At 74.6% G+C, this 19,246-nt stretch carries 20 protein-coding genes; 10 read left to right on the top strand and 10 right to left on the bottom strand.

Annotated features, from left to right (window positions below):
• Positions 1-55 precede the first annotated feature (55 nt).
• Both CRP52_RS03675 and CRP52_RS03670 read left to right on the top strand, forming a co-directional pair.
• The gene (locus CRP52_RS03675; RefSeq protein WP_097235063.1) at positions 56-1,060 is read left to right on the top strand and encodes a pseudouridine-5'-phosphate glycosidase; all 1,005 of its coding nucleotides are present in this window, start codon (positions 56-58) and stop codon (positions 1,058-1,060) included.
• A gap of 3 nt (positions 1,061-1,063) precedes the next feature.
• Entirely contained in the window at positions 1,064-1,957 is an 894-nt protein-coding gene (locus CRP52_RS03670) for a carbohydrate kinase family protein (protein ID WP_097235062.1), read from the top strand.
• Between the two features lie 19 nt (positions 1,958-1,976).
• Here the strand turns inward: CRP52_RS03670 and polX are convergent, their stop codons facing one another.
• Both polX and CRP52_RS39150 read right to left on the bottom strand, forming a co-directional pair.
• A complete protein-coding gene (gene polX, locus CRP52_RS03665) occupies positions 1,977-3,704 on the bottom strand; it encodes a DNA polymerase/3'-5' exonuclease PolX (RefSeq protein ID WP_097235061.1) in 1,728 nt (575 codons plus the stop codon).
• A gap of 82 nt (positions 3,705-3,786) precedes the next feature.
• On the bottom strand, positions 3,787-3,918 hold the full coding sequence (locus CRP52_RS39150) for a hypothetical protein (RefSeq protein ID WP_257032264.1): 132 nt from the start codon (positions 3,916-3,918) through the stop codon (positions 3,787-3,789).
• A 984-nt stretch (positions 3,919-4,902) separates the two neighbouring features.
• Here CRP52_RS39150 and CRP52_RS03655 point away from each other — a divergent pair.
• Positions 4,903-5,520, top strand: a complete 618-nt coding sequence (locus CRP52_RS03655; protein ID WP_097235059.1) for an ArsR/SmtB family transcription factor — start codon at positions 4,903-4,905, stop codon at positions 5,518-5,520.
• Complete coding sequence (locus tag CRP52_RS03650) at positions 5,517-6,968, top strand: MFS transporter (RefSeq protein WP_097235058.1); 1,452 nt, start codon at positions 5,517-5,519, stop codon at positions 6,966-6,968. The genes CRP52_RS03655 and CRP52_RS03650 overlap by 4 nt, the downstream gene beginning before the upstream one ends.
• A 24-nt stretch (positions 6,969-6,992) precedes the next feature.
• Here the strand turns inward: CRP52_RS03650 and CRP52_RS03645 are convergent, their stop codons facing one another.
• Entirely contained in the window at positions 6,993-7,667 is a 675-nt protein-coding gene (locus CRP52_RS03645) for a DUF6629 family protein (RefSeq protein WP_097235057.1), read from the bottom strand.
• Positions 7,668-7,676: 9 nt separating this feature from the next.
• Positions 7,677-8,633 carry a DMT family transporter gene (locus tag CRP52_RS03640; protein WP_179852677.1) on the bottom strand — a complete coding sequence of 319 codons (957 nt, stop codon included), beginning with the start codon at positions 8,631-8,633 and terminating at the stop codon, positions 7,677-7,679.
• Positions 8,634-9,000: 367 nt separating this feature from the next.
• Here CRP52_RS03640 and CRP52_RS03635 point away from each other — a divergent pair, with 367 nt between their 5' ends.
• A complete protein-coding gene (locus CRP52_RS03635; protein WP_030061827.1) occupies positions 9,001-9,264 on the top strand; it encodes a dsRBD fold-containing protein in 264 nt (87 codons plus the stop codon).
• A gap of 125 nt (positions 9,265-9,389) precedes the next feature.
• Here the strand turns inward: CRP52_RS03635 and CRP52_RS03630 are convergent, their stop codons facing one another.
• Together CRP52_RS03630 and CRP52_RS03625 are read right to left on the bottom strand one after the other, a co-directional pair.
• A complete protein-coding gene (locus tag CRP52_RS03630) occupies positions 9,390-10,022 on the bottom strand; it encodes a hypothetical protein (RefSeq protein ID WP_097235056.1) in 633 nt (210 codons plus the stop codon).
• 353 nt (positions 10,023-10,375) lie between these two features.
• On the bottom strand, positions 10,376-11,239 hold the full coding sequence (locus CRP52_RS03625) for an alpha/beta fold hydrolase (protein ID WP_097235055.1): 864 nt from the start codon (positions 11,237-11,239) through the stop codon (positions 10,376-10,378).
• 169 nt (positions 11,240-11,408) lie between these two features.
• Between CRP52_RS03625 and CRP52_RS03620 the strand changes: the two genes are divergently transcribed.
• Positions 11,409-11,918, top strand: coding sequence for a MarR family winged helix-turn-helix transcriptional regulator (locus tag CRP52_RS03620; RefSeq protein ID WP_097239804.1), 510 nt, complete (start codon positions 11,409-11,411; stop codon positions 11,916-11,918).
• On the opposite strand, the gene CRP52_RS03615 is transcribed toward CRP52_RS03620, so the two are convergent.
• On the bottom strand, positions 11,893-12,819 hold the full coding sequence (locus tag CRP52_RS03615) for an AEC family transporter (RefSeq protein ID WP_097235054.1): 927 nt from the start codon (positions 12,817-12,819) through the stop codon (positions 11,893-11,895). The two genes, CRP52_RS03620 and CRP52_RS03615, sit on opposite strands and share 26 nt — an antisense overlap.
• A gap of 216 nt (positions 12,820-13,035) precedes the next feature.
• On the opposite strand from CRP52_RS03615, the gene CRP52_RS03610 reads away from it, so the two are divergent.
• Positions 13,036-13,551 (top strand): HD domain-containing protein, encoded by a 516-nt coding sequence (locus tag CRP52_RS03610; protein WP_097239803.1) that lies wholly within the window; start codon positions 13,036-13,038, stop codon positions 13,549-13,551.
• Positions 13,552-13,750: 199 nt separating this feature from the next.
• Here the strand turns inward: CRP52_RS03610 and CRP52_RS03605 are convergent, their stop codons facing one another.
• Positions 13,751-14,125, bottom strand: coding sequence for a lytic transglycosylase domain-containing protein (locus CRP52_RS03605; RefSeq protein ID WP_257032263.1), 375 nt, complete (start codon positions 14,123-14,125; stop codon positions 13,751-13,753).
• Between the two features lie 489 nt (positions 14,126-14,614).
• A complete protein-coding gene (locus tag CRP52_RS03600; RefSeq protein WP_306458830.1) occupies positions 14,615-16,201 on the bottom strand; it encodes a carboxyl transferase domain-containing protein in 1,587 nt (528 codons plus the stop codon).
• 274 nt (positions 16,202-16,475) lie between these two features.
• Here CRP52_RS03600 and CRP52_RS03595 point away from each other — a divergent pair, with 274 nt between their 5' ends.
• The 3 genes from CRP52_RS03595 (at position 16,476) to CRP52_RS03585 (ending at position 18,345) form a co-directional block, all read left to right on the top strand.
• Positions 16,476-16,868 carry a ribonuclease gene (locus CRP52_RS03595; RefSeq protein ID WP_097235053.1) on the top strand — a complete coding sequence of 131 codons (393 nt, stop codon included), beginning with the start codon at positions 16,476-16,478 and terminating at the stop codon, positions 16,866-16,868.
• A 108-nt stretch (positions 16,869-16,976) separates the two neighbouring features.
• Entirely contained in the window at positions 16,977-17,657 is a 681-nt protein-coding gene (locus CRP52_RS03590) for a TetR/AcrR family transcriptional regulator (RefSeq protein ID WP_097235052.1), read from the top strand.
• A 127-nt stretch (positions 17,658-17,784) separates the two neighbouring features.
• Entirely contained in the window at positions 17,785-18,345 is a 561-nt protein-coding gene (locus CRP52_RS03585; protein ID WP_097235051.1) for a universal stress protein, read from the top strand.
• Between the two features lie 31 nt (positions 18,346-18,376).
• On the opposite strand, the gene CRP52_RS03580 is transcribed toward CRP52_RS03585, so the two are convergent.
• Positions 18,377-19,108 carry an alpha/beta hydrolase gene (locus CRP52_RS03580; RefSeq protein WP_097235050.1) on the bottom strand — a complete coding sequence of 244 codons (732 nt, stop codon included), beginning with the start codon at positions 19,106-19,108 and terminating at the stop codon, positions 18,377-18,379.
• Positions 19,109-19,246: the final 138 nt, after the last annotated feature.

Below are 19,246 nucleotides of genomic sequence, written 5' to 3'. Positions count from 1 at the left end.
TACGCTGACCCTCGCGTTGCCCCACCGCAGTGGCATCTCACAGAGAGTTCGCATCATGACCGGACTTCCCCCCAGCACCTCCGCCATCCGGGTCACCGAGGAGGTCGTGCAGGCCGTCGCCGACGGCCGGCCCGTGGTCGCCCTGGAGTCGACCATCTTCACCCACGGCCTGCCGCGGCCCCGCAACCTGGCCGTCGCGCTGGAGGCGGAGCAGCAGCTGCGTACCGCGGGCGTCGTCCCGGCGACCATCGGCGTGCACGCCGGGGTGCCCACGGTCGGTCTGAGCACCGGGCAGATCACCGAACTCGCCGCCATCGACGGCCTGGACAAGGTCAGCCTGCGCGACCTGCCGGTGGTCGCCGCGCTCGGCCGCCACGGCGGCACCACCGTCGCCGCCACCGCCTTCCTCGCCCACCGCGCGGGCATCCGGGTCTTCTCCACCGGCGGCCTCGGCGGCGTGCACTTCGGCGCCTCCGAGAGCTTCGACGAGTCGGCCGACATGACCACCCTGGCCGCCACCCCCGTCACCGTGATCAGCGCCGGGGTGAAGTCGATCCTCGACATCCGGGCCACCCTGGAGCGCTTCGAGACCTTCAACATCCCGGTCATCGGCTACCGCACCCGCAAGTACCCGGGCTTCTACGTCACCGACTCCGGCCACGAGATCAACTTCAGCGTCGAGACGCCCGAGGAGGCCGCCCGGGTCATCGACGCCCGCGACCGGCTCGACCTGCCGCAGGCCGTCCTGATCGCCAACCCGGTCGACCCGGCCAAGCAGCTGCCGCCGGAGGAGCTGGACGGCATCCTGGCGCGCGCCTGGGCCGAGGCCGAGCGGCAGGGCATCACCGGCAACGCCTCCACGCCCTTCCTGCTCGACCACATCCAGCGCGACACCGGCGGCCGCAGCCTGGAGGTCAACGTCGAGGTCTACCGGGGCAACGTCCGGCTCGGCGGCGAGATCGCGACCGCCCTGGCCGCCGGGGCTGCCGGGGTTGCCGCCGGGCCCGCTGCCGACGCCGCTGGGGCCGTCGGGCCCGCCACCGACACCACCGGGGCCTGAGCCGTGCTGGGGGTGCTCGGGGACCTCGTCGAGGACATCGTGGTCTGGGTCGACGGCCCGCTGCGGCACGGCACCGACTCGGCCGCCCGGGTCTTCCGGCGGCGCGGCGGCAGCGCGGCCAACGTCGCCTGCTTCGCCGCCGGCCAGTACCCGGCGCGCTTCCTCGGCTGCGTCGGCGAGGACACCGCCGGGGACGGCGTGGTCGCCGAACTGCTCGGCCACGGCGTGGACGTCCGGGTCTCCCGGCGCGGCCGGACCGGCAGCGTCGTGGTGCTGATCGACCAGGACGGTGAGCGGACCATGCTGCCCGACCGGGGCGCCGCCACGCTGCTGGAGCGCGTCCCGGACGAGTGGCTGGCGGGCCTGGCCCACCTGCACGTCCCGGCCTACTCCTTCGACGGCGAGCCGGTCGGCGCCACGGCCGTGGACGCGCTCGCCCGGGTCCGGCAGGCGGGCGGCACCACCTCGGTGGACGCCTCCTCGACCGGCATGCTGGAGCAGTTCGGCCGGGAGCGCTTCCTCGCCCTGCTCGCCGAGTTGGCGCCGACCTTCGTCTTCGCCAACCGCTCCGAGTCCGCCTTCCTCGGGCTGCTGGCGGACGGCCGGCCCGGGCCGGAGCGCGCCCGGCTGGCGGCCACCACGGTGGTCACCAAGTCGGGCGCCGAGGCCACCACCGTCGACGTGCCCGGCGAGGGGCCGTTCACGGTGCCGGTGCCGCCGGTGGCGCAGGTGCGCGACCTCACCGGGGCCGGTGACGCCTTCGCCGCGGGGTTCCTGGCGGGCTTCCTGGGTGGAGCGGGTCCGGACGCCGGGGACCTGCGGCGGGCGGCCGGGCTCGGGCACCGCAGCGCGGCCCGGGTGCTGGCATCGCCGGGGGCCTCCTGCGGCCAGGGGTAGCGGTTCTGCGTGGGTGCGCTCAGCGCAGGGCGTCCTTGCGCAGGAAGCGCTTCAGCTTCTGCCACGTCCAGGTGTTGACCACGTCCTCGGCGGTGAGCCAGCCACGCTGCGCCGTGCCGATGCCGAAGCGCGGGTACGCCAGGTGCGGGGTGGCGTGGGCGTCGCTGTCGATGCTGAACCGGACGCCGTGGCGCTTGGCCCGCAGGATGTCCTCGTCGCGCAGGTCGAGCCGCTGCGGGGAGCTGTTGACCTCGATCGCGGTGCCGGTGCGCGCGGCGGCCTCGAACACCGCGTCCAGGTCCACGTCGATCGGGCCTCGACTGCCGATCCGCCGGGTGGTGAGGTGGCCGATGACGTGCACGTACGGGTTCTCGCAGGCGCGGACCAGCCGACGGGTCTGGGCGGCGCGGTCGAGGGCGAAGTGCGAGTGCACGGAGGCCACGCAGACGTCGAAGCCGGCCAGGAACTCGGGTGGCCAGTCCACCCCGCCGTCCGGGTCGATGTTCAGCTCGGTGCCGTGCAGCAGGCGCAACTTCCGGTGTCGGTCGGCGAGTTGCCGCAGCTGCTCGCGCTGGGCGAGGATCTTCTCGTCGGTCATCCGTTGCATCACCAGGTTCGGCGCGTGGTCGGTCACGGCGAAGTAGGAGTAGCCGCGGGCGGCCGCAGTGTCGATCATCTCCTCCAGGGTGGCCAGACCGTCGGTCAGGTCGGTGTGCGTGTGCAGGTCCCCGCGCAGGTCGGACTCCTGCACCAGGTACGGGAGTTCACCCTTCAGCGCGGCCTCGATCTCGCCCCGGTCCTCGCGCAGCGGCGGCGGGATCCACGGCAGGCCGAGCGCCGCGTAGACCTCGTCCTCGCTCTCCGAGACCACCTTCGCCCCGCCGTCGACCTCGAACAGGCCGTACTCGGAGAGCTTCAGCCCGGCCCGGACGGCCATCGTGCGCAGTTTGATGTTGTGCGCCTTCGACCCGGTGAAGTACACCAGCGCCGCGCCCCAGTCCTCCTCCGGGACGACCCGCAGGTCCACCTGGACGCCCTGGGAGGTGCGCACCGAGGTCTTGGTCGTCCCGCTCGCGATCACCTCGGTCACGTACGGGAGTTCGGTGAGCGCGGCCATCAGCGGGGCGGAGTCCTCGGCGGTCGCGAGCACGTCGATGTCGCCCACCGTCTCCCGCATCCGGCGCAGCGAACCCGCGTACGCGCAGCGGGTGCAGCCGGGGACGGCGGAGAGCGCGGCGACCAGCTGCTCGGCGAGTTCGGTGGCGGTGTCCAGCAGGGTCCGGCCGCCGGACTGCCGCATCAGCTCGATGCCGTGCAGGATCTTCTCGCCGCTGCGCTCGCCGAAACCGGCCAGGTCGGACAGCTTTTCGGCGCGCACCGCTTCGGCGAGCTCGTCCACGGAGGCGATGCCGAGGTCGCGGTAGAGGGTCAGGGCGCGCTTGGGGCCGACGCTGGGGACGGCCATCATCTCCCGTACGCCGGCCGGGATCTCGGCGCGCAGCTCCTCCAGGGCGGTGATCGTGCCGGAGGAGAGGTACTCGGCGATCTTCTCGGCGGTGGACTTGCCGACGCCGGGGATCTTCTGCAGACCCTTGACGTCCAGGCCGGCCAGGTCCTCCGGGTGGCCGCCCACCGCGCGGGCGGCCTTCTCGTAGGCGCGGGCCCGGAAGGCGTCCCCGCCGGTGATGTTGATCAGGTCGGCGTACTCCTGGAGCAGCTCCCTGACCTGGTCGTTGAGCCGGGGCATGGGGCAAGTCTAGGTTCGGCGGGGCGGGTTCGCCGGGTGTGGGCGGGCCGGCCTTCCGAGTTCTGGGGTCCGGGGCGCGGCCTCAGTCGTAGGCGACGGTGAGCAGCAGGACCACGGTCAGGCCGCCGCCCGGGGTGGGCTCGACCGCGAGCCGGCCGCCCGCCGCCAGGACCAGGCTGTGCAGGGCCGGTCCCACCGGGCCGTCGGCCCGCACGTCGGGGAGCAGCCATTCGCGGGCCTCGGGCAGCTCGTGGTCGCCACGGTCGGATATCCGGATCTCGACCCGGCCGCGCTTCCGGGTGCCGTCGGGGCCGGTGCCACGCCCGGTGCCGAGCCCGGTCCCGAGCCCGCCGTTGCGGGTGGCGTCCAGGGCGGAATGCCGGGAGGAGTCCCGGGTGACGTCCCGGCCCCGGGGGGCCGGCCCCCGGGGGCGCGCCGGGCGCGGCGGCCACGCGCGACGTCGGCGCGGACCAGCACCCGGCCACCCGGCCGGCTGCGCCGGATCGCGTGGTCGACCAGGCCGGCTACGGCCGCCTCCAGCCGTCGGGCGTCTCCGGTCACCACCGGCAGGCCGGGCGCCACCCGGACCGTGACGGCCGCCGAGCGGTCGCCGCCGCGGATCACCCTGCGGAGCACGTCGGCCACCTGGACGTGCCGGGCCGTCGGCTCGCAACCGGCCTGCCGGTCGGTCCAGCCCAGCCGCTCCAGCTCGGTGCGGGTGAGCGCCCTCGGTGCGGCCATCCCGCCCGGCTGGAACGGGCCGGTGCCGTCCTCGGCCTCGGCGGTGGCCGGCCCGCCCGCGCGGCCCGACCCGCCCCGTCGGCCGGGACCGCCTGCGGTGCCCCCGATCGTGCCGATCGCGCCGATCGCGCCGAGCACTCGGGCTCCCGACGCGACGTAGCCCCAGAGCCTCACGCGTGCCATCGTCCTGCCCCTCGTGCCTCACCGGCGGCCGTCATCGGTTCCGCGGCCGCGCGGGGAGGGCCGCTTCCCGGGCCCTCCTCACAGCCTGCGCCTCACCCGCCCGGGTGACAATCCCGCCCCGGGGTGCGATCCGGGCGCGGGCCCCCGCCGAGCGGCCGGCCGGGCACCCCCCGACCGGCGGGTCGGCCCCGCCGGCCAGGCCGGCCCGAACCGCGAAGGGTTCTTCGCAAAAAACCCTTTGCAAAGAGTTCTTTGCGGTTCTAGGCTCCTTGCCATGACCGATGAAGACCGCGGCTGGAAGCACAGCGACGACCCGCACATCGCCCTCACCGCCAAGGGCATGCGGGCGATGGCGCACCCCGTGCGCATGCAGCTGGTCGGGCTGCTGCGCAGGCACGGCCCGTCCACGGCGACGCGGCTCGCCGCGCAGCTGGGGATCAACTCCGGAGCCACCAGCTACCACCTGCGCCAGCTCGCCGCCGCGGGCTTCGTCGAGGAGGACAGGGAGCGCGGCAACGCCCGGGAGCGCTGGTGGCGTTCGGCGCACCCGCTCACTGTCTGGACGGGGGACGACATGGCGGACGAGGAGTTCGACACGGCCGTCGGCTTCCTGCGCTCCGTCCTCGCCGTGCACGCCCTGACCGCGCAGCGCACGCTGGACGCTTTCGAGACCATGCCGCGGGAGTGGCGCCGGGTGACGGACCTCAGCGACCTGATCCTGCAGCTCACACCCGCGGAGGCCGAACGGCTGGCCGGCGAGCTGTCCGAGGTCGTCGGGCGCTACCGCCGGATCGACGCCGACGGGCCGGTCCCGGAGGGCACCGAGCAGGTCTCGGTGATCGTCCACGTCCTGCCGGACCCGAGCACCAGCACCGAGGGGGAGACCGCATGACCGCCACCGCCGCCACTCCTGCCACCCCCGGCGCCGCCGACCCGGCCGCCGCCGAGTCGACCGGGCGCAGCTACCGGCCGCTGGCCGGGGTGCTGGCCGCCACGGCCGTCTCCCTCACCGGGACACGCGTCTCGGCCATCGCCCTGCCCTGGTTCGTCCTGGCCACCACCGGCAGCGCCACCATGACGGGCCTGGTCGCCTTCGCCGAGATGGCGCCGTACGTGCTGGTCAAGGCGTTGACCGGGCCGGTGGTCGACCGGCTCGGGCCGCGCGTGGTGTCCTGGACGACGGACGCGGTCAGCGCCGCCGCGGCCGGGCTGGTCCCGCTGCTGCACGCGCGGGGGCTGCTGCCGTTCTGGGTGCTCCTGGTGATGGTCGGGGTGATCGGTGCGATGCGCGGCCCCGGCGATCTGGCCAAGTCGGTCATGGTCCCGGAGGCGGCCGACCGCGCCCGGGTGCCGATGGAGCGCGCCACCGGGCTGGCGGGCGTCACCGAACGGCTGGCGTCCACGATCGGCCCGGCGGTGGGCGGCGGGCTGGTCGCGCTGATGGGCCCGCTGGCCGGTCTGGCGGTCAACGCGGGCACCTTCGCGCTCGGCTCGCTGATCATCGCCCTCGCCCTCCCACGCGGCATGGGGCGCCCGGCGGCGCCCGCCGCGGCCGCCCCGACGAGCGGACCGGCGGAGGAGGGAGAGCAGCCCGTCGGCTACTGGCGGATGTTCCGCGAGGGCTTCGCCTTCCTGCGGTCCGAGCCGCTATTGCTCACCGTGATCGTGATGATCGGCATCACCAACCTGATCGACGCCGGTTTCATCACCGTCCTGGTCCCGGTCTGGGCGAGGGAGTCCGGCAACGGACCGGCCGCCATCGGTCTGACGGCCGGTGTCATGGGGGCCACCGCCGTGGTCGGCAGCCTGATAGCGGCCGCCGTCGCCTCCCGACTGCCCCGGCGCACGGTCTTCTTCGCGGGTTTCCTGCTCTGCGGCGCGCCCCGCTTCGTGGTGCTCGCCATGGGGGCGCCAATGTGGGTCGTGCTCACGGTCTTCGCGATCGGCGGTTTCGGCTCCGGCTTCCTCAACCCGATCCTCGGCGCGGTGCTCTTCGAGCGGGTGCCCCGGCGCCTGCTCGGCCGCGTCCACGCCCTCGGCGACTCCCTCGCCTGGGCCGGCATCCCGCTCGGCGGCCTGGTCGCCGGCGCGGCGGTCGCCCTGGTCGGCCTGGCGCCCAGCCTGCTGGTGGCCGGAGCTGCGTACTTCGCCACCACGACCCTGGCGGGATTCCGGCCCGAGTGGCGCGAGATGGACCGCCTGCGGGGCCACGCGGGCGGTGCGGGGGATGCGGTCGGTGCAGTCGGTGCGGGCGTCGAGTCGGAGGCGGTGGGGGCCGCCGCGGATGCAGAAGCCAAGCCGGAACGGGCCCCGGCGCACGGGTATGAGACATGCTCATGAGATGGGAGAGTCGATGAGAGTGGTTCATGGAGCCGGATGGGTGATCCGCCGGCCGGGCTCAGCGTCGGGGGAGTGTCCCGCCCAGCGGAGGAGCAGGAGGGCGGCCAGGGCGGCAAGGGCACACCAGGTCGAGGCGAAGGCGAGCCGCCAGAGCAGTGCACAGACGACGGCCCCCGCCCCGATGACCAGGCCGAGGCGACGGAGCAGGCGGTCGCCGCTCGCGAGGAGGGAGCCGACGGTGGCGAGGAAGTAGCCGGCCGTCAGAGCGGCCGGGTGCGGGATGCCGACGGCGTAGCCCAGGGTGTGGCCGTGAACGGCGGCGGCCACCGGACGGGCGGCGACGGCCACCGCGAAAGGAACGGCGACGCCCGCGCCGAGCAGGGTGAACGCTGCGAGCAGGCGGCGGCGCGGCCCGGCGCTCGCGGACCACACCCCGGCCGGGACCAGGACGGGCAGCAGCGGCAGAGCGATCACCGCCCAGGCCGTACGGGCCGCCGCAGCCGGGGCGGCGGACAGCCCGCCGTCCGTACCGAGCCACACCAGGGCCTCGATCAGCTGGTGCAGTCCCAGCACCAGCGGGACGGCGGCGAGGAGCAGGCGCTCGGGCCGCCCGGCCCGGTGGACACGGACCAGACAGGCCACGCCGACGACCACCACCACCCCGCCGGCCACGGTGTCCGCCTGCGCACTCCAGCACATCGGGGCGCCTCAGGGCGTGCTCTCCCGGCTGCCGTCGGGCTTCTCCTCCGGGCCGCCGTCCGACCTGCCCTCGGAGTCTTCCTCCGGCAAGGCGCCGATGCTCTCCAGGGTCTCGCGGACGGTGCCGGGCATCGCCGGGTGGCGCCCGATCACGATCACCCCGATCACGATGGCCACCAGCCCGGCGGACTGCCAGGCCAGCGCCCCCGGGGTTACTTGCAGCCGGTCGCCGAGGAAGCCGACCGCGCAGGCGATCCCGGCCAGCGGCTGGGCGGCGGTCAACGCGGGCAAGGACATCCGCAGCGGCGCGGCCTCGAAGGCGCTCTGCACCAGCAGCAGCCCGACCACACCCGCCACGACCACCGCGTACGGTTGCCAGCTCTGCAGCACGGCCGTCAGCCCCTGGTGGTCGAGGCGCTGGGTGGTGGTCCTGGTGAGCGCGTCCTGGAGGCCGTAGAGCAGCCCGGCGGCGAGCGCCAGCAAGGTCGCCTCCTCGAACAGCGGCAGCCGCCGCGCCAGCGAGACCAGCAGCACGACCAGGCCGACCACCGTGCCGACCACCAGCCAGTGCCGCAGCTCCCCGGCCGGCGCCCCGCCGCCCGTCGGCCGCCCGCCGACGATGAAGGCCGTCACCCCGAGCCCGAGCAGCAGCACCCCGATCCAGCCGGAGCGGCCCAGCGTCTGACGGGTCAGCACCCGCGCCAGCGCCATCGCGAACAACAGATTGGTGGCCAGCAGCGGCTCGACCAGGGACACCTCGCCCTGGTTGAGTGCCAGCGCCGAGAGGATCAGCCCGCTGACCATGAACCCGGTGCCGAGCAGCCACTGCGGCATCCGCATCAGGTCCAGCAGCAGCCGCCAATGCAGGATGTCGGCACGGGGGGCCCGCTGCGCCGCGTGCTGCTGGAGGACGAAGCCGAGCCCCAGACAGCAGGCTGCGCTGAGGGCGAGGAGGAAGACCGCCACGGAGGGACCACCAGGTTGTCGCTGCCCGCGCCGCGCCGACGGATCCGGGGTGGGGCGGCGGTCGCGGCCGCTTCCGTCAGCGTACCGCCGGGGCGGCGGCCGGGCCGATCGGACGGTGACCCGGTGCCGACCGCGGTGCTGCCGTCGTTACCGCGCCCCCGGAAGCGCTCCCCGGGGACCGCGCCCCCGGAACCGCGCCGCCCCCGCAGCCCCGGTTCGCGGCAACGCCCCCCGGCACACCGGTCGTCGGCGGCCGCGCTTGCCGCCACCGGAGGGGCAGGCGCACGCTGGTGTGAGCGGCCGCCACGGGTCACCGTCCGTGCCGGTCCGGACAGGCGCGACGGGGGCCGGCGCCAGGAGGTGTGGCATGCACAACCAGTGGGACGTGGAGCTGAGCTTCGAGGAGGACGGCGTGCACACGGCGTGCGACGCCAGGTTGACGGGCGCGCGGGCGCCGGGCCTGAGCGCGCACGGCGAGTCCGTGAAGAGCGCCGACGACCGTCCGCTCGCCAGGATCGGCGAGGAGGTCGCGGCCTCCCGCGCCCTGGAGGAACTGTCCCGCAAGCTGCGGGCCCAGGCCACCGGGGAGATCGACGACGAAGGGCACCGCCCGGGGTACCTGATCTACTGACGGCCCGACGGCCCGATGGTCCGGGGCCCGGGAAGCCGTGACCCTACGACTGCCCGGGCGCCCGACCGCCGACGGCGACGAGCAGCGTTCGACTGCTGCGCCACCGTTCTACTGCTGTGCAGCGTTCACCTGCTGCGCCACCAGGGGGCGCGGAGGACGTCGTCGGGGTCGACGGCGCAGTTGGTGCCGCTGACCATCTCGTGGGCGGGGACGTCCCAGCCGACGACGCCGGGGGCCTCGCGGGCCAGCTCGACCAGGCGGGCGCGCTGCGGGCCGGAGCCGGTGTTCACGTCGCACATCAGGACGCTGGTCCAGGACCGCCCGTCGAGGGCCGCGACCACGGAGAACACCGGGAGCACGGCCGGCGTGAGCACCAGGGCCGCGATCCGGGCGGACTCGGCGGCCCGCGGCCAGAAGGTCACGGCGGGCCGGCCGGCGCGGTGACCGGTGGCGGCGGAGCGACCGCCCGTACGGTACTCGGCGATCACCCCGAGTCGCAGCAGGTAGCCCAGGGCGCCCGCGGTCACGCCCCCCCACAGCCCGTTGAAGGCGCCGACCACCACCCCGAGCGCCCCCGGCAGGATCGCCGCACGGGCCACCGTCTCTGCCAACGCCCGCCCCCGGTGCCGGGCGGCACCGCCCTGGGCGGCCCGGACGGCGTACGTCACGTGGGAGGCCACCGCCGCCAGGACGACCGCCAGCACCGGCTCGGCGAAGAACATCCCGATCACGACGTCGACCCAGTTGACCGGGCCCATGGCCAGCAGGGGCGCCCCCGGGCGGCGTCCCCGCCCCCGAGCGTCCAGGCCAGCTTGAGCACCGGAATCGCGAACACGACGGCCGACGCCATCACATGAGTCGCACTCACCCGCGATCCGCCGGCCTGCCCGCCCTCGGTCATCCGCCCACGCTACGGTCCCCGCCCCCCACCCACGTCCACGCTCTCGACACCCGCCCACCGTGCCCGTGCCCATCGTGGCCCGAGCTCAGCGCGGCGGTCCGGGAGGACCGGCGGAAAGCGTGGGAAGTCGGCCTGGTCGACTTCTGGCGCGGGTCGGCCTCGGGACGGGGGTGCGGGAGGGCGGCCTTGTCCGGGGTCGGGGAAACCCCGTCAGGCCCGGGCGCCGGAAAGGAACTCGACGAGGCGCTGGTTGACCTCGGGTGCGGCCGCCATCGGCAGGTTGTGGTGGGCGGTGTCCGGGACGATGGCGACCTCGGCGGCCGGGAGGGTGCGGCGGGCGGCTTCGGCGACTCGGGCCGGATCGTGGGTGCGGCTCCCGGCAGCGAGGAGGGCGAGGACCGGGCTGGTCAGGGTGCGGAGGTGGGCCGGGGTGGGGCGCGGGCCGGTGACGACGCGGGTCGCGGGGAAGTCGGCGTAGCCGAGGGCGTAGAGCTCCCGCCAGTCGGCGTCGAGGCGGGAGCCGCCGGTTTCCCAGTCGAGGTAGGAGCGGGCGCGGTCCGGGGTGCGGCCGGGGAGGAAGAGCGGGAGCGCACGCAGCAGGTAGCCGGGGCGGAAGCCGGCGAAGCACTGGGTGGGGTCGAGCAGGGCGAGCCGGCCGACCCGGGCGGGGGCGTGCAGGGCGTACTCCAGGGCGATCCAGCCGCCGTAGGAATGGCCGCAGACGTCGGTCTCGGGGACGCCGAGCCCGTCGAGGACGGCGTCCAGCCAGCCGAGTAGTCCGGGGACGCCGTCGAGCAGGACGCCGTCGTGGACGCTGCGCCCGGGGTCGCCGATGAGGTCGACGGCGAGGACGCGGTGTCCGGCTTCGGCCCAGGCGGCGGCGTTGGCGAACCACATGGCGGAGGTGGCACCGCCGCCGTGGAGGAGGACGAGGGGGCGTCCGTCGCGGGGGCCGCAGGCGTTGATCCGGGTGGTGCCGTGGGCGGTGCGGACGGTGAGGGCTTCGACCGGAACGGGCCAGCGGGCGAGCAGGGCGTCGTAGGCGGCGAGGAAGGGGGCGGTGCGGGCGGGCATGACGGCCTCCGCGGGTGGGGTGTGGTGTGATGGCGTGCCGAACCACTCGTCGAACAAGCATCTCGCTCGACAAGCATCTTGCTCGGCAAGTATCTCGCTGAACGAGAGAATAGTGGCACGAGAGCGTGCCCGAGGAAAGGACGACAGGGTGTCCGAGGTCGAGGAGCCGATGCGGCTGGTCCATCTGCTGCGCGGTCTGACGGTCGAACTGGACCTGTTCGGGGCCGAGTTCGCGGCCGGCAACGGTCTGCATCCGACGGATCTGCGGGCGCTGATCCATCTGCTGGACGCCGCCAGGGCCGGGGAGGTGGTCACCCCGGGCCGGCTCGGTGAGGCGCTGCGGCTGAACTCGGCCGGGACCACCGGCCTGGTGGACCGGTTGGAACGGCTCGGGCTGATCCGGCGCGAGCGCGACCCGCAGGACCGTCGGCGGGTGCGGCTGCTGGTGGAGGACCGGGCGATGGAGCTGGGGCAGGGGTTCTTCGGCGGGTTGATCGGCGATCTGCTCACCGCGATGCGGCAGTTCGAGCCGGCGGAGCTGGAGACGGCCGGGCGCTTCCTGGCGGCCGTGACCACCGTGGTGGCCGCCGCCAGGCGGGAGACGCAGGAGGCGCGAGGGACGCGGGTGACGCGGGAGCGGGAAGGCGGGGGCGCTACGCCGGCCCGAGGGTCCAGCTGATCACCGACAGCGTCGCCATCGACACCAGCGTCGACCAGAGCACCGCGTCCCGAGCGAGCACGGTGCCCTGCCCGTACTCGCGCGCGTAGGTGTACACGTTCTGCGCGGTGGGCAGCGCGGAGAACAGCACCACGGTGAGGAGTTGGTGCTCGGACAGGTGGAGCAGCGGCCCGGCCACGGCGAGGGCGACCAGCGGCTGGAGCAGGGTCTTGACCGCGACGATCAGCCCGACTTCGGCGCGGCGCGAACGGCCGTCCGCCGGCGGGCGGTTGTGCAGCGACATGCCGAGGGCGATCAGGGCGGTCGGCACCCCGGCGCCGCCGAGCAGTTCGCAGGAACGGTTCAGCTCGGCGGGCAGGTGCAGCCCGGCCGCGGAGACGGCGGCGCCCACCGCGGCGGCCAGCAGGATCGGGTTGCGCACGGGGAGGGTGAGCAGCGCCCGTCGCCCGGCGGCTCCGCCGTCCAGGACGGCGAGCACGGCGGGGGTGACCAGCAGGATCTGGAACAGCACCACTGGGGCCACGAAGGAGGCGTCGCCGACGACCTGCATGGTGACCGGGATGCCGAGGTTGGCGGAGTTGACGTACCCCGAGGCCATCGCGCCGATGGCCAGTTCGCCGGGCTTGCGCCCGAAGACCAGCTTCCCGGCGAGCAGCCCGAGACCGATCGCGACGGCGGTGCCGGCGGCGAAGGCCAGCATCGACGGGTTGGCGAAACGGTCCAGCGGGGTGCGGGCGATCATCAGGAAGAGCGCGGCCGGCATCGCCACGTGGAAGACGAACCGGTTGAGCACCGTCTCGGCGTGCGGCCCGAGCAGCCGGGTGCGGCCGACGACGTAGCCGACTCCGGTGATCGCCCAGATCGGCGCGAAGGCGGACAGCAGCGGGTGCAGGGATGGCATGGTTCCTCGGATCGCTCGGACGTGCCTGCCGGGTACGGCGGGGGTCTCCCGCCGGAGGCGTCGACCCGCGAGCCGGTGGACTCCTGAAGCGGTCGAACCCCCGGGGCAGTAAACCAGCGGCCGTCGAGGCGTCGATCACGGGCCTACGATGAGCCGATGGACGAGCAGACGGACGGGCCGATGGACGAGTCGACGGGCGAGCCGATGGACCAGCCGATGGACGAGTCGACGGAGCGCGAGTCGAGGGAGCGCGAGTCGAGGGATCGCGAGTCGACGGAGCGCGGGTACCTGAGCCTGCGCGAGGTGGAGGCGATCGCGCGCGGCGCCCACCGGGGGCAGGTGGACAAGAACGGCCACCCGTACTGCGAGCACATCGCGGCGGTCGCCCGCGGGACGGCCGCCCGCGGTGGCAGCGAGGCGCAGATCGCGGCGGGCTGGCTGCACGACACCGTCGAGGACGACCGGTTGAGCCGGGAGTGGCTGGCGGCGGCCGCGCTGCCGCAGGAGACCAAGGCGATCGTCGACGCGCTCACCCGGCGCCCGGACGAGCCGGTCGAGGAGTACACCGCCCGCATCCTGGCGACGCCCGGTGCGCTGCTCGTCAAGCGGGCCGACCTGGCACACAACTCCGACCCGGGCCGGCTGGCCTCGCTCGACCGGGAGACCGCGGAGCGCCTGGTCGACAAGTACGCGCGGATGCGCGAGCTGCTGGGGCTCACGGACGAGCTGTGACGGGAGCCCCCGGAGGCCGGGGTCGGGCGCTGTGACCCGGGGCGGGGCGGCGGCGCCGGGGGAAACCACGAGAGGGCCCGGGCCCGCGGGTCGCGCGGGTCCGGGCCCTCTCGGGCACCCCGGTGGTCCCTGTCCGACCCCCGGGGTGAGGGGGAGTGGTCAGGGGACGGGTGGGAGTCGGTGAGCCGATGGGGTCGGCTTAGTACCAGTGGTGGGCCTGCCAGAAGTTCCACGCGGCGTTCGGGCTGCCGTAGCGGGAGTTCATGTAGTCCAGCGCCCACTTGATCTGGGTGGTGGGGTTGGTCTTCCAGTCCGCGCCGGCCGAGGCCATCTTGGAGCCCGGCAGCGCCTGGCCCAGGCCGTAGGCGCCCGAGCTCGGGTTGGTCGCGCTGACGTTCCAGCCGGACTCGTGGGAGATGATCTGGCTGAACGAGGCCAGCTGGTTCGCCGGGACGATCTGGGCGGCGATGGTCTTCGGGGAGGCGGTGGCGGCGTTCGCGGAGGCGGGCAGCACGCCGGCGCCCAGGGCGGTCAGGCCGGCGGCACCGGCAAGAATCGCGGCCGAAGTACGCATACGGAGCTTGAAAGCGGGCATGTAGAACAGGACCTCAATCAGGTTGGGCCGGGTCACTCCCCGCCCGGGACCGTCGGGCCGGACAGGGGCCGTTGCGGTCGCGGGGGTGACTCGGCAGTAAGCCGTTCACCGGCGGGACAGGAGCCGGTGTGGCTGGCGACGAGAGCCATTGTTGGCAGACCGGATCGGTGGTCGCCAAGACCCCCTCGTTACGACGGGCAGTCGTACAGGGGTGGTCGCCGTGGATTCGAAGGGCCGGTCTCGGGGAGCGCGCAGACCCCTTCTGACGTGCGCGAACGAGGGGGTCGTGGGGGCGGCGCGGGCGGTGCGCGGGTGCCTACTACGGACCGTCGTGGGCGCTGATTCCGTGTGAGCGCACTCACCGTTTGAACCGTCGGGGCCGTCACCCGGGGGTCCGGGGGAAGCACTTTGGGTACAGACGATCAACCCGTCGTTGAGACCCGCGCCACATGGCGCGGGCGCCGGCCGTCAGCGCGAATCGCCCAGCCGGCGGTGGCGGGCGGCCCGGGCCGCGAGCCGGTCCGCCTCGGGGGCCGCCAGGGCGCCGAGCGTCCTGCCGAGGGCCCGTCCGAGTCGTGCGCAGAAGGCCTCCGGCTCCTCGGCGGCGTCCGGCAGCTCCGGGACGACCTCGTCGACCAGCCCGACCTCCGCCAGCCGGTGCGCGCCGATGCCCTGCGCCCGGGCCAGCTCGGCGGCGTGCGCACCGTCCCGGTGGACGATCGCCGAGGCGCCCTCCGGGGGCAGTGGCGCCAGCCAGGCGTGGCCGGCGGCGATCACCCGGTCGGCCGGGAGCAGGGCGAGCGCGCCGCCGCCCGAACCCTGGCCGAGCAGCACGGCGAGGACGGGGGTGCGCAGCGCGAGCAGGGTGGTCAGGCAGTGCGCGATCTCCACCGCGATGCCCTCCCGCTCGGCCTGGGCGGACAGCTCGGCTCCGGCCGTGTCCACGACGGTGACCAGCGGCAGCCCGAGCTGTTCGGCGAGCAGTGCGGTGCGTCGGACGGCCCGCAGGTCGGCGGCGGTGAAGGGGCGCTCGTGCTCCGGGGACTGCCGCTGCTGGCCGACCACCACCACGGGACGGCCGCCGAGGACGGCCAGCGCGCGGACCAGTGCACCGCCGCGGCCGCCGGGCGCGTCCAGCAGCACCAGCTCCTCGGCGGTGCGCCGCAGCAGCTCGCGGGTGCCCGGGCGGTCGGGGCGGCGGGTGCGGAGGACGGAGTCCCAGGCGTCGGGGCGCTCGGAGCGGGCGTCGTCCGTCCCCTCTGTAGGGGACGCGGCGTCGTCCGGGGCCTCGGCGGGAGGTGGTGTGGTGCCGAGGACGGCGAGCGTGCGGCGGACCAGTTCGCGCAGCTGCTGTGGCGGGACGACGGCGTCCACCAGCCCGTGCTCGGCCAGCGTCTCGGCCTGCTGGACGTCGGCCGGCAGCTCCACCCCGCGCAGTTCCTCGTACACGCGCGGGCCGAGGAAGCCGAGCCGGGCACCGGGCTCGGCGAGGACCAGCTGGCCGAGCGTGCCCCAGGAGGCGAAGACACCGCCCATGGTGGGGTTGCGCAGATAAGTGAGGTAGGGGAGGCCGGCGGCGCGGTGGGTCTGGACGGCGGCGGTGATGCGCAGCATGCAGAGGAAGGCCGCCGAACCTTCCTGCATCCGCGTGCCGCCGGAGACCGGCAGCGCGAGCAGCGGCAGCCGCTCGGCGGTGGCCCGCTCGACGGCCCGGGTGATCCGCTCGGCGGTCGCGACGCCGATCGAGCCGCCGAGGAAGCCGAACTCGGAGACGACCAGGGCGACAGTCCGGCCGTCGATCAGGCCGAGTCCGGTGAGGACGGCCTCGTCCAGGCCGGTGCGCTCACGGGCCCGGTCGAGCGAGGCGCGGTACTCGGGGTCGGCGGGCGGGCCGGGCGGCGGCTCGTCCCAGCTGTGGAAACTGCCGGGGTCGACCAGCAGGCCGACCAGCTGGTGGGCGGTCAGTGCGGTGGGTGCCGCCAGTGCGCTCGCCGCCGTCCGCGCGGTGTTCTCGTTCGCCGCCACGTCCACCCCTTCGTCCACCGTGTGGTCCACCCCGTCGGAGATCGTTCCGGTCCGTCGTGATCCGTCACTCTATGCGGCCCGCTCCGGGGCGGCGAGGGCCCGCAGTGCGGGGCGGGCGGGCCCCGACGGTAGTTCGATGGCGGTCGACCCATATGCCGCCCGGACGGTTCGTGGACGCTGGCGCGGAGGGCTGCCGGGAGGCGGGAGTACGGGCCAAGTCGGCCCAGGTAAAGGGGAGTTACCCGCTGGTTAATACTTCGGTGGAGGGGTTCCGGTCTTGACGGTGTCTCGCCACACTGGGGGCATGACTCGCACTCTACGCGCGTGGAAGACCCGCGCTGCCGCCGTCACCGCCGTCGCCCTGATGACCCTCGCGCCGGTCGCCGTCGCCACCGAGGCGCACGCCGCCGTGAGCGGCACCGTGTGCCTCTCCGCCCTTCCGTCGGAGGCCACCGACACCCTCGACCTGATCGCCTCCGACGGGCCGTTCCCCTACTCCCAGGACGGCGTGGTCTTCCAGAACAGAGAGAACGTCCTCCCCCGCGAGAGCTACGGCTACTACCACGAGTACACCGTCATCACCCCGGGCTCGCCGACCCGCGGCGCCCGCCGGATCGTGACCGGCCAGGAGTACCAGGAGGACTACTACACCGGCGACCACTACGCCACGTTCTCCCTGATTGACCAGAGCTGCTGACCGACCCCGCATGACGGTGGCCCCGGCTCACTTCCCCGCCGGGGCCGCCGGCCTGACCCCGACCAGAGCGCGGCGCCGCCGCCAGGCCCGCTTGCTAGGGTCGGGGGCATGGCACCGAGCAGCGCGAACCCCCCGGGACGGCTCCGGCGAGACGCGCAGCGCAACCGCGACCTGCTGCTCGCCGCCGCCCGCGACATGTTCTCCCGGCACGGCCTGGACGTGCCGTTCGATCAGATCGCCAAGGAGGCCGGTGTCGGCAACGCCACCCTCTACCGGCACTTCCCGACCCGCGAGGCGCTGATCGGCGAGGTGTTCGCGGACGCCGGCGCCGGGCTGGCCACCGCCGGCCGGGAGGCGCTCGCCGCCGAGGACGCCTGGACCGGCCTCGAAAAGTACGTCGGGCGGATCTTCGAACTCGTCGCCGCCGACCGGGGCATCAACGACCTGGTCACCCAGGCCATCCCGACCATCCCCGGAATGATCGAGATCAGTCGGCAGCACGCCACCACCGTCGGCGCCCTCATCGCCCGCGCCCAGGAACAGGGCACCATGCGCCGCGACGTGGTGACCATGGACCTGCTGTTCCTGCTCGGCCCGCTCTGCCGCGCCCTGCCCGCCGCCGGCGAGCTGCGCCCCGACCTCTGGCGCCGCTACCTCGCCCTGCTCCTGGACGGCTTCCGCGCACAGGCCACCCATCCGCTGCCCGTCCCGCCGATCGGCGAGGAGCACCTGGACCGGATGTTCGCGGACCTCTGGGAGGCGCAGGTGCCCGAGAAGCCCGAAGCCTGAGCGTCCGCCGCCGGGGCGTCAGGGGCGCGTACGGAACACCGGGCACCGCGTCAGGGCGCCGTCAACGGGTCTCGGCCGTACGGTCGCCGGGCGCTTTGCTGGGGCGGGACGGCAGCGAGGAGAGGCCATGGCGGACAGCACGGACAGCACTGACAGCACTGACGGCGCGGACAGCGGTGCGGGCGAGGGCCGGATCGTGGTCGGCGTCAGCGGCTCGCTCGGCAGCCTCGCCGCCCTCCACCGCGCCGTCGCCGAGGCCCGCCGGAGGGACGCCGACGTGCTCGCCGTGCTGTGCTGGACCCCGCCGGGCGACGAGCTCGGCTACCGTCGCAGCCCCTGCCCGCCGGTGGTCACCGCCGGCCGCGCCGCCGCCGTGGCCCGGCTGCGGCAGGCCCTCGACGAGGCGTTCGCCGGACGCTACTCGGGCGTTCGGCTGCGCTGCCAGGCCGTCCGCGGCGACACCGCCCAAACCCTGGTGCGCTGCGCCGACCGCCCGGACGACCTGCTCGTCCTCGGCGCCGGGCGTGATCGCGGCCGCCTCGCCCGGCTGGTGCACCCGTCCGTCGCCGCCTTCTGCGTCCGGCACGCGGCCTGCCCGGTGCTGACGGTGCCGCACCCGCCACTGCAGCGCGACCTCGAAGCGCTGGAGCGCGGGCGCGGGCCGCGCACGCGTCTCGCTCGGACGTGACGGCGGCGGCCGCCTACGACAGCCCGGCCGCCTACGACAGTCCGGCCGCCTCGGCGAGGACGGCGGCGGTGCGGCGGCCGGCCGCCAGGGTGTCGGCGGCCGTGGCGGGCAGGCAGCGCCGGGCCTCGGGGCTGTAGGAAGTCATCACCACGCCCGCGTGGTCGGTGGGGAGTTCGAGATTCCGTACCGTCGACAGCTGCGTTGTCAGGGCAGCGTTCAGCTGCCGGGTGTGCCCGATGTCCACGATCTCGTCCGCCGTGCCGTGGACCAGCCAGAGCGGGACGGGCGAGGGGCCCGCGGCCAGCTGGTCGAGCGGGGCGCCGCCGGTGGTGACGGCCGGGTCGGAGTAGCGCGAGGCGATGCCGACGGCGGCGGTGGGCCGCAGTTCGGCGGCGGTGGACGGGTGGGTGGCCACGGCGACGGCCTCCCGGCCGCCCGACGACCAGCCGGCCAGCACGAAGCGCGACGGGTCCCCGCCGAACCCGGCGGCCATGCGGTGCGCCTGGGCGAGGGAGGCGAGCAGTTCGGCGCTGCCGCCGTCGGGCTGGTCGGCGTTCCAGTCCGGGACGAGCACCAGCAGGCCGAGCCCGGCGGCCTCGCGGGCCAACGGCCGCAGCACATCGCGCTCGTTCGGGCCCCGGCCGTGCCAGAGCAGCACGACGGGAGCCGGCCCGGCGGCACCGGGTGCACCGGCGGCCGGCCGGTGGACGTCCAACAGCCGTCCGTCCGCGTACGGAACGACCTCGGGTGGAGTGCTCGTCATGCGGGGTTCGCCTCCGATTCGGTGTCTGATCACTGAACTGGTACCGTACTTCCTGTCGCGAGGGAGACGATCTCTCGTCAGGCGTCAGCGGTGCTACCAGAGCACGCCCTACTTTCAGTAGGGAGAGTCCGTGCAACC

Origin of the sequence: Streptomyces sp. 1331.2 (assembly GCF_900199205.1) — a bacterium.
GTDB lineage: Bacteria > Actinomycetota > Actinomycetes > Streptomycetales > Streptomycetaceae > Kitasatospora.
This window is presented reverse-complemented; position numbering and strand designations above follow the sequence as displayed.

Coding starts and splice junctions, on each gene's coding strand:
- CRP52_RS03625 (WP_097235055.1), bottom strand. CDS start 11,239: ATGCCCGCCCGCACCGCCCCCTTCCTCGCCGCCTACGACGCCCTGCTC.
- CRP52_RS03655 (WP_097235059.1), top strand. CDS start 4,903: ATGACCGATGAAGACCGCGGCTGGAAGCACAGCGACGACCCGCACATC.
- CRP52_RS03635 (WP_030061827.1), top strand. CDS start 9,001: ATGCACAACCAGTGGGACGTGGAGCTGAGCTTCGAGGAGGACGGCGTG.
- CRP52_RS03580 (WP_097235050.1), bottom strand. CDS start 19,108: ATGACGAGCACTCCACCCGAGGTCGTTCCGTACGCGGACGGACGGCTG.
- CRP52_RS03615 (WP_097235054.1), bottom strand. CDS start 12,819: ATGCCATCCCTGCACCCGCTGCTGTCCGCCTTCGCGCCGATCTGGGCG.
- polX (WP_097235061.1), bottom strand. CDS start 3,704: ATGCCCCGGCTCAACGACCAGGTCAGGGAGCTGCTCCAGGAGTACGCC.
- CRP52_RS03650 (WP_097235058.1), top strand. CDS start 5,517: ATGACCGCCACCGCCGCCACTCCTGCCACCCCCGGCGCCGCCGACCCG.
- CRP52_RS03645 (WP_097235057.1), bottom strand. CDS start 7,667: ATGTGCTGGAGTGCGCAGGCGGACACCGTGGCCGGCGGGGTGGTGGTG.
- CRP52_RS03585 (WP_097235051.1), top strand. CDS start 17,785: ATGGCGGACAGCACGGACAGCACTGACAGCACTGACGGCGCGGACAGC.
- CRP52_RS03590 (WP_097235052.1), top strand. CDS start 16,977: ATGGCACCGAGCAGCGCGAACCCCCCGGGACGGCTCCGGCGAGACGCG.
- CRP52_RS03620 (WP_097239804.1), top strand. CDS start 11,409: ATGCGGCTGGTCCATCTGCTGCGCGGTCTGACGGTCGAACTGGACCTG.
- CRP52_RS03595 (WP_097235053.1), top strand. CDS start 16,476: ATGACTCGCACTCTACGCGCGTGGAAGACCCGCGCTGCCGCCGTCACC.
- CRP52_RS03610 (WP_097239803.1), top strand. CDS start 13,036: ATGGACGAGTCGACGGAGCGCGAGTCGAGGGAGCGCGAGTCGAGGGAT.
- CRP52_RS03675 (WP_097235063.1), top strand. CDS start 56: ATGACCGGACTTCCCCCCAGCACCTCCGCCATCCGGGTCACCGAGGAG.
- CRP52_RS03605 (WP_257032263.1), bottom strand. CDS start 14,125: ATGCGTACTTCGGCCGCGATTCTTGCCGGTGCCGCCGGCCTGACCGCC.
- CRP52_RS03630 (WP_097235056.1), bottom strand. CDS start 10,022: ATGGGCCCGGTCAACTGGGTCGACGTCGTGATCGGGATGTTCTTCGCC.